Source organism: Natrinema soli, from assembly GCF_028618695.1.
On the sequence record NZ_JAQIVI010000273.1, the window covers coordinates 1 to 1,957 of the forward strand.

The window sequence follows — 1,957 nt, forward strand, 5'->3', positions numbered from 1 at the left end:
GTCCCGCTCTACTCGCGCCTCAGGGGACCTGAAGGCGCGAGCGAGAGCGGTTGCAGGAGATGAACATAGTTGGGACTCAGAAGAGTTGAAGGTGAAGACGCAGTGGTAGCGCCTTCGAGGTTAACCAATGAGTTCTACGAACTTCCGAGATGATAAAGCTTCGGATGAATCGAGTGTCAACCAAGATGCGGCTGCGGAGAAGACGGACGTGGGCGTCGACGTGGAAGATTCGTTCGCGGAGGACATCGTGGACGAAACGCCGGAGTTCGCGGCGTCGGTTGATCAGGAGGTCAATACGAAAGTCGAAACGAACCACCCGGAGACGGTGGTTGGACGCGAAGAGAACGAGTTCGGTCACCTGCCACTGGCACAGGAAGAGCGAATTCGGGCTCGAGAGGAAGAGCTCGAGTTGATCAGTGCGAAGGCGACGTTCGGAACGCAGGAGGGACGAGAGAAGCGGACGCGAGAGGTCGTGGTCGAGCAACGCCGAGAGCGGCGGGTTGAACGGGTGGATCCCCGGTCGGAGTTGGAGCAAGAGCAGTTGGCGGAGGTCAACAAGCAATCGGTGCGAATCACGGAGACGGTTCGTGGAGGTCCAAGTCGGGCGGCAGTGAGCCGTGGACTGGCGGAGAAGGTGACGGCCGGGAAGTCGATGATCGACGCAACCCTCGAGGAGATGGACGAAGTGAAAGCGGAGTCGGGAACGATCGTCGACATCGCAGACGTGCCGGAGGTGGAGGCAGGCGAAGTGGACGTGGAAGGCGAGATCATCGAGTTGTGGGAGCCCTCGAAGTCGTCGATCAGCCAAGTGGGGCTGATCGCGGATGAGACCGAGAAGATGAAGTTCACGATCTGGAAGAACTCCTACCAGACGAACGTGAGTGAGGGAGAGACGGTGCGGATCAGGAACGCGGCGAAGAACTGGCACAACGAGCGATGCAACCTGGCCGTGACCGGCTGGAGCCGCCTCGAGTTCCCCGAGCGCGGGCAGTGGTGGACCCAGGAATAGCATCGCTCCCTCTCTTTTTTGTGTGTCCGACCACACGCTCGCTTCGCTCGCGTCCTCCCCATCCTCCTCCCTGTGGGGCGCACTCGCGTGCGCCTCCTCGGTCGTCCCTCGCACGTTCTGCGCGCTGAAGCGCGCATTCATCGCGCGCCACCGCTAACGCAGCTAGGACAGCATCGGCGTCTGTTCAGCATTAAAAAGCAAAGGACACAATATCCACAGAAAATATTAATACTACAGCCCCCATAGTGTTGTGACGAAGTGACCCACTATGCCAACAGTAACCGTAAACGTCGACGATGAGCTCAAAGAGCGAATGGAGTCTCATCCAGAGATCAACTGGTCGGAGGTCGCACGCAATGCGTTCAAGGAGAAAGTCGAAGATTTCGAGTTGCTGGAGCAGCTTACAGAGGGCAGTGAACTGACTGAAAAAGACGTCGACGAAATCGCTGAGTTAATCGATAGTAATGTCGCTGAACGACTGGAAAACAGATAGACCACTCGTCGTCGACAGTAACACTGTTCTGTCGGGACTCGTCGGAGGCATTACTCGCAAACTTCTCCTCGAAAGCGACCGTAAATTACAGTATCCCGCCCAATCGTTCGACGAAATTGAGCGGAACAGAGGCGTCATTCAGGAACGATCCAACTTGTCTGCAACGACTATCGATACCCTTCTTGAGACGATTTTCAAGAATATATCACTCGTCCCGAAATCACAGGTCATTCAGTACCGTGAGGAGGCGATGACGGCGAAATCGCCACACCCTGATGCAAACCCTGAGCGGCCGTTTATCGAACGTGACGAAAACGATATGGTATTTCTTGCTGCTACAATGGCTGTCGACGGAGATATTTGGAGCGACGACGGCGTCTTCAAACATCATACTCACGGACATAAATACGTAAAGACATCTGGAACTTTGATTCGGTTGAGTGCACAGAGAGCAG

Annotated in this window: 3 protein-coding genes; all 3 read left to right on the forward strand. The window is 55.8% G+C overall.

The features are described 5' to 3' along the window. Positions 1-127 precede the first annotated feature (127 nt). Entirely contained in the window at positions 128-1,009 is an 882-nt protein-coding gene (locus tag PGX04_RS16940) for a DNA-binding protein (protein WP_273739596.1), read from the forward strand. A 268-nt stretch (positions 1,010-1,277) separates the two neighbouring features. Next, entirely contained in the window at positions 1,278-1,502 is a 225-nt protein-coding gene (locus tag PGX04_RS16945; RefSeq protein WP_273739597.1) for a hypothetical protein, read from the forward strand. Next, on the forward strand, positions 1,474-1,957 hold a 484-nt coding region (locus tag PGX04_RS16950; RefSeq protein WP_273739598.1), incomplete at its 3' end, for a PIN domain-containing protein. The genes PGX04_RS16945 and PGX04_RS16950, both read left to right, overlap by 29 nt.